The 6,415-nt window shown below is 60.7% G+C and carries 5 protein-coding genes; 2 read left to right on the top strand and 3 right to left on the bottom strand.

Annotated elements, in window-relative coordinates; genetic code table 11:
* Positions 1-1,778, top strand: a 1,778-nt coding sequence (gene glgX, locus VF436_RS14735; protein WP_330904789.1) for a glycogen debranching protein GlgX, incomplete at its 5' end; no start/stop codon positions are given.
* A gap of 60 nt (positions 1,779-1,838) precedes the next feature.
* Here glgX and VF436_RS14740 read toward each other — a convergent pair.
* The gene (locus VF436_RS14740) at positions 1,839-2,711 is read right to left on the bottom strand and encodes a fumarylacetoacetate hydrolase family protein (protein WP_330904790.1); all 873 of its coding nucleotides are present in this window, start codon (positions 2,709-2,711) and stop codon (positions 1,839-1,841) included.
* A gap of 243 nt (positions 2,712-2,954) precedes the next feature.
* Between VF436_RS14740 and VF436_RS14745 the strand changes: the two genes are divergently transcribed.
* Positions 2,955-4,883, top strand: coding sequence for a GGDEF domain-containing protein (locus tag VF436_RS14745; protein ID WP_330904791.1), 1,929 nt, complete (start codon positions 2,955-2,957; stop codon positions 4,881-4,883).
* Here the strand turns inward: VF436_RS14745 and VF436_RS21725 are convergent.
* Entirely contained in the window at positions 4,814-5,065 is a 252-nt protein-coding gene (locus VF436_RS21725; protein ID WP_414649865.1) for a CPCC family cysteine-rich protein, read from the bottom strand. The genes VF436_RS14745 and VF436_RS21725 overlap by 70 nt on opposite strands.
* Before the next feature lie 257 nt (positions 5,066-5,322).
* The coding region (locus VF436_RS14750; RefSeq protein ID WP_330904792.1) for an MFS transporter at positions 5,323-6,415 on the bottom strand (1,093 nt) is incomplete at its 5' end.

The following is a 6,415-nucleotide window of genomic DNA, read 5'->3' on the forward strand; positions in this document are numbered from 1 at the left end:
AGGATGCCGACCTGAGTTTTGACGACCGAGACAGCTCACCGTACGTACCCAAGGCGCGCGTGATCGATCCTGCCTTCACTTGGGGGCGGCACCTGCGGCCACATACACCCTGGGACCGCACCATCGTCTACGAGACCCACGTGCGCGGCTATACCATGCGCCACCCGCGCGTAGCGCCAGAACTGCGCGGCACCTGCGCTGGCTTCGCCACGCAAGAGATCATCGACTACATCCGTTCGCTGGGTGTTACTGCGGTCGAACTGCTGCCCGTGCATGCTTTCGTGGACGACAAGCGCCTGCTCGAACTAGGGTTACGCAACTACTGGGGCTACAACACACTGGCCTTCTTCGCGCCGCATCCGCGCTACATGGCCACCAGCAGCATCAACGAGTTCAAGGAAATGGTGGCGCACCTGCATGAGGGCGGACTGGAAGTGCTGCTGGACGTGGTCTACAACCACACCGCCGAAGGCAGCGAACTGGGGCCGACTTTGTCGATGCGCGGCATCGACAACCTCAGTTACTACCGTCTGGCCGACGACAAGCGCCGTTACATCAACGATACCGGTACCGGCAACACACTCAATCTGAGCCACGCGCGTGTACTGCAACTGGTCACCGATTCGCTGCGCTACTGGGCCAGCGACATGGGAGTCGATGGCTTTCGCTTCGATCTGGCGACGATCCTTGGGCGCGAATCCTACGGTTTCGACGAAAGCAGCGGTTTCCTTGACGCCTGCGCACAGGACCCTACGTTGAGCCAGGTCAAAATGATCGCCGAGCCATGGGATGTGGGGCCAGGAGGCTATCAGGTAGGCGGTTTCCCGCCAGGGTGGGCCGAATGGAACGACCGCTTTCGCGACAATGTGCGCGCGTTCTGGCGTGGTGATCAGGGCAAGCTGGCCGAACTGGCCACGCGCCTGACCGGCTCGGCAGACCTATTCGAAGGCCGTGGTCGCCGCCCATACGCATCGGTCAATTTTGTCACCGCGCACGATGGCTTCACCATGAACGACCTGGTGAGCTACGACAATAAGCACAACCAGGCCAACGGCGAGGATAACCGCGACGGTTCGGACAACAACCTCAGTTGGAACCATGGCGCGGAAGGTCCGACCAAGGATTCGACCATACGCGCGCTGCGCCGTCGTCAGGTCCGCAACATGCTCGCAACGCTATTACTGTCTCAGGGCACGCCCATGCTGTTGGCCGGCGATGAATTCGGTCGCAGCCAGGAAGGCAACAATAACGCATATTGTCAGGACAACGAGCTGACCTGGGTCGACTGGCAGGCTGCCACGCATGCCAGCGACCTGACTGAATTCGTCAAGCGCGTCATCAAGCTCCGCCATCGCTTTCCACTGCTACGGCGCAACCGATTCCTCAAGGGCGAGCCTGACGAATCTTTCCATATCCGTGACGTGACCTGGCTGACACCCGATGGCGCCATGATGGAAGAGAGCGATTGGCAGGACAGTGCCAGGCAAAGTCTGGGCATGCTGCTTGATGGCCGCGCTCGTCCCACAGGCATTCGCCAGATGGGTGGTGATATCAGCCTGTTGTTGATCGTGCACAATGGGCACGATGCCTCGTCTTTCAGCATGCCCCAGGTCGAAGGCCTGGGCGATTGGCAGGTACTGCTCAGCACCGATGCGCAGATACGCAATTCATCGCATTACGAAGCCATGAGCGACTTCCCGCTGGCGCCTCGATCGCTCAGCCTGTTCAGGGCGCGAGCGCGGCGGCGCGACGGCGACACCCCGCCCGAAGAGATATGACGCTCAAAGCCATATCGCACGACGATCACCGTGCGGTATGGCTTTGTTCAATCGATATATTCAACCGATGGTGTTTTCCAGCACACCGATGCCCTGGATCTCGATACGTACCCGGTCACCCCGTCGCAGGAACCTCGGTGGCTGAAAGCCAATGCCCACGCCTTCCGGCGTGCCGGTGGCGATAATGTCGCCTGGATAAAGCGTGATGCCGGCGGAAAGGATTTCGATCAAAGTGGGTATGTCAAAGATCATGTCGCGAGTGTTGGCATGCTGGCGCAACTCGCCGTTGACGTGACATCGGAGTTCCAAGATGGCGCCATCGACCTCGTCGGCGGTAACCAGGGCCGGGCCCATCGGCGCGAAGGTATCGAAGGATTTACCCAGGAACCACTGCTGGTGGCGCTTTTGCCAGTCGCGTGCGGTGACGTCATTGATGATGGTGTAGCCGAAGACGTGCTTCATGGCATCGGCCCTGGCAATGCCACGCCCACCCTGGCCAATGATGACAGCCAGCTCCGCCTCGTAGTCGAGCGCATCGGTGACGCCCTCGGCCGCCCAGATCGTCTCACCATGAGCGATGACTGTTTCCGGCGCTTTGGTGAAGACAATCGGCGCTGCCGGAATCGCATCATTAATCTGCCGGCCCGCGTCAAAGCCCGAGCGGGCGAATTCTTCGGCATGTGCGTGGTAATTCTTGCCGACACAGAAAATATTGCGCTCCGGGCGAGGCAGCGGTGCGAGCAGGCGCGCATCATCAAGTGATTGCGCATCGCCGGCAACCACTACCTCACCCGCCACACTGGCCTGTATCAGGCCAAGCATGCTGTAGACGGGTTCGCCATCGGCAAATGCCAGCGGGCATACGGTGTTTTGTGCAGCATCCCACTCCCCCACCCGCACCTGCCCATCACGCTCGAACGTCACCAGCTTCATGGATGTCTCCTGTCAATGTCTCGGACCACAGTCGCGCCCGTGGGGGGAAAAAGCAACCGATTGGCCACGAATAACGGGGCCTGGCGTGCGGCGTCATGGCGAGCATTGCCTTCTCCTAAGCTTGCCCATAAAGCGCCTTGCCCTGCCAATCACGTGAAACGGCGACCGAAAGGCTGGCTGTCATGAAGACCAAGCCCGATGACATCGATTTGCCACACTCGCCGGCGCATGATCGTCCACTGTATGAATACCGCTCTCCGCCATCAAGTTCCGGCGATGGATGCCGAAGACTTGTCGACAGACCTGCCCTTATCCGAGCGCAGCCTTGCGATGATCAAACTCACGTCCGACGCTGCCGAACGGGAGCGATCGCTGCTGGATCAGGCGTTGTCCGCCGAAGCGCTGACCGCGCATTTCCAACCGGTGGTGCACCTGGAAACCCATGCCATCGTGGCGCACGAGGGCCTGATCCGCTCTGCCTTGGCCGGTACGGCACTGACTCCCACCGACCTTTTAGATCTGGCTCGTGCTCGCGGTCGCCTGGCGGACTTCGAACTTGGCGCCGCGCGCTGCATTGTGCGCCAGTTCGCCCAGACCGGTGCAGGCGGCCGCCTGCTGATCAACCTCAGTGCCCACGCCATCCTGCAAGCCGGGGTGCGTCCTGAAGACGTCATCGAGGCCTTGACCGTCCCGGGTTTAGACATCGGCCGCATCACTATCGAACTGACCGAACGCGACATCGTCGAGGATGCCTCCAAATTGGCCCACAGCCTGGGTTTCCTGCGTGCCAGCGGCATCCGGATCGCACTGGACGACTTCGGCAACGGCCATTCCAACTTCGAGATGTGGAACGAGATCCACCCCGAGGTGGTGAAGATCGATCGCTACCTGATCAACGGCCTGTCGCGCAGCGCGGAAAAGCTCGCCATCGTGCGTGCCCTGTGCACGGTAGCCGAGACGCTGGGCTCGGATCTGGTTGGCGAAGGCGTGGAACATCCAGACGATCTGCGCATGTTGCGCGAGTTGCGCATCCCCTATGCCCAAGGCTTCCTGGTGGCACGTCCTTCGCCCATGCCCATAATGCACCTGGGCCAGGCCTATATCGACGCCGTGGCAGATCAGGAAGTAGTCGTTCCTCCCCGCCTGAGCGGTCCGGTTTCGGTGCGTCCGCTGAAAGCCGAGCACTTGCTGATCGAAGCTCCGGCAGTGTCGGCCGCGCAGAACAACGATCATGTCGCGGCGATCTTTTCCATGCACGATCGCCTGCATGCCATCGCCGTGGTCGAACATGGTCGCCCGGTCGGCATCATCAACCGCCGCCACTTCACCGAGCGCATGGCACAGCCGTTTGCTCGCGAACTGTTCGCCCGCAAGGCTTGTACTGCCTTCATGAACGATGCGCCATTACTGTGCGATGCCGAGCAATCACTGCAAAGCATGGCCGATATCCTTCGCGGCGAAGACCAGCGCTACCTGAGCGACGGCTTCGTCATCACGCGTGGCGGCATATACGTAGGCCTGGGGACCGGCGAGTCCCTGGTCCGCCGTGTCACCGAGATTCGCGTGGAAGCAGCCCGTTACGCCAATCCGTTGACTTTTTTGCCCGGCAATATCCCGTTGACCGAACATCTCAACCGCCTGCTGCAAGCCGAGCGGCCGTTCGTCACCACGTACTTCGACCTGGATTTCTTCAAACCCTTCAACGACCACTACGGCTATTTCCGCGGCGATGAAATGATTCGCCTGCTGGCAAGCGCCTTGTCCGGCGACCTGCGCCATGACAGCGACTTCGTCGGCCATATCGGCGGTGATGACTTCATAGTGTTGTTTCAGAGTAACGATTGGGAAGATCGCTGCCGGCAGATGCGCGATCGCTTCAACACCATGGCAGCGGCACTGTTCGACGAAACCGATCGGCAACGTGGCGGCATCGAAGCCGAAGACCGCCACGGCAACCAGCGCTTCTTTCCATTGACCACGGTATCGGTCGGCGCGGTATTGATCGACCATGAGTTCCCCACCGACGCCGAAACCATTTCCACCTTGGCCGCCCAGGCCAAGCGCGCCGCCAAGCGGCTACCGGACGGCTTTCATCGAGTGCGCTATCGAGCGGCGTTGCAGTGGACAGAGGCGCTGGAGAGCCCGGGCGAGCCAATTGATGTGGAGCATTGACTCACCCGGAGGCTTACGGCTCGCTGATACGCCCCCAAGGAGCACCGTAGCGCCCAAGCTTGCCTTGCGGCGTTGAGACTGAGCCTGTTTGCTCCATCTGCGAGGCCCGGGTTTTCGTACAACCAAGGGGCTTCCTGCCAGAAACCGATATGACAAATTTCGTAACTACCATGTTCTGAAATTTCCGGCGATCCATAGCATCCTGGGCCATATCGTTATTGGAACCCGCAGGGATGTCATGCCGAAAACTTACGCGCGACGTCAGCAAATCGAACGACTTACAATAAGAATTGCCTCGAAGCAATCCGTGCTCCTTTACTTCCTGGATAGTCCTGCTTTTTAACCCCCCGCCTTGTAAGGCCATTCTTCGACACTGAATGGTTCGATCACCTCATACTCTGCCTTATATCGATTCTCGACAAGGCTTTTGCGTCAGCGGTTAAATCCCCGACGCCAACATCGCCCTACGGCTCACCACGTCGTACGCGAGCGCCAATGCGCAAAGCACCAGGCCGACCGCGCACACACCGCTCCAACCCGCTGCAGCCCAAGCCACACCAGTCGATAGCGCGCCCGCGCCACCTCCAATGAAGAATGTGCCGACAAACAAACCATTGAGGCGACTGCGCGCCGCCGGATCGAGCATGTTGACAGCACGACGGCCGAAGGTCTGTTCGCCGACGGTACCGGCGTCGATCAAGATAGCCGCGCATACCAGTGCACCGACCGACCACATCGGATGATGATCAGGATGGACGCCCAGCCAGCCGGCGCCAGCCACGCCGGCCAGAACGAAACCTGCCGCCAGCACGGTATGAGCAACCGGCATGCCGGCAATACTGTAGCCACGATCGCCTGCACGGCCAGCCAGCGGTGCCACCACGGTACCGGCCACACCGGCGAAAGCAAACAGAGCCAGGCCATGCGCGCTCAGGCCAAAAGGTGATTGCGCAAGGCGCAGGCCAACAGCGGTCCAAAACGCGGTAAAAGCCGCCATTGCGATACCCGCGGATATCGAATAGCGACGCAGCACGCGCTCGCGCCTCCACAGAGTCACCAGGGACAACAAAAGGGCACGATAGGAACTGACACGGTCAGGGTGGCGTTGTGGCAGGCCAAGATAAAGTGCCGCGGCGAGCACGGCGTTCATCACGGCCAACAGACCATAGAACCAGCGCCAGCCAAAACTGCCGGCCACCAGGCTGGCGAGAGGCCGTGACAGCAAGATGCCGACCATGACACCACTCATTACATTGCCAACTGCGGTACCGCGATGATCGGGGTGGGCCATTGCGGCCGCCAAGGGCACCAGGATCTGGATAGCGCAGGAAGCCGCGCCCGCTACGCATACCGCAAACAGGAACCATGGCGCAGTAGGCGCGACGGCAGCCAGCCCAAGCATGATGGCGCAGCAGACCAGGGTTACGACGGTCAGGCGACGATTCTCGAAAAGATCAGCCAGCGGCACCAGGAAAAGCATCCCGCAGGCGTAGCCCAGTTGGGGCAGCATGGCGACCAGGCCACTCCACGAT

Origin of the sequence: Dyella sp., from assembly GCF_036384435.1 — a bacterium.
Lineage (GTDB): Bacteria > Pseudomonadota > Gammaproteobacteria > Xanthomonadales > Rhodanobacteraceae > GSA-30.

Excerpts from the sequence above, each read along its gene's own strand:
- VF436_RS14740 (WP_330904790.1), bottom strand. The coding sequence starts at position 2,711 with ATGAAGCTGGTGACGTTCGAGCGTGATGGGCAGGTGCGGGTGGGGGAG.
- VF436_RS14745 (WP_330904791.1), top strand. The coding sequence starts at position 2,955 with ATGAATACCGCTCTCCGCCATCAAGTTCCGGCGATGGATGCCGAAGAC.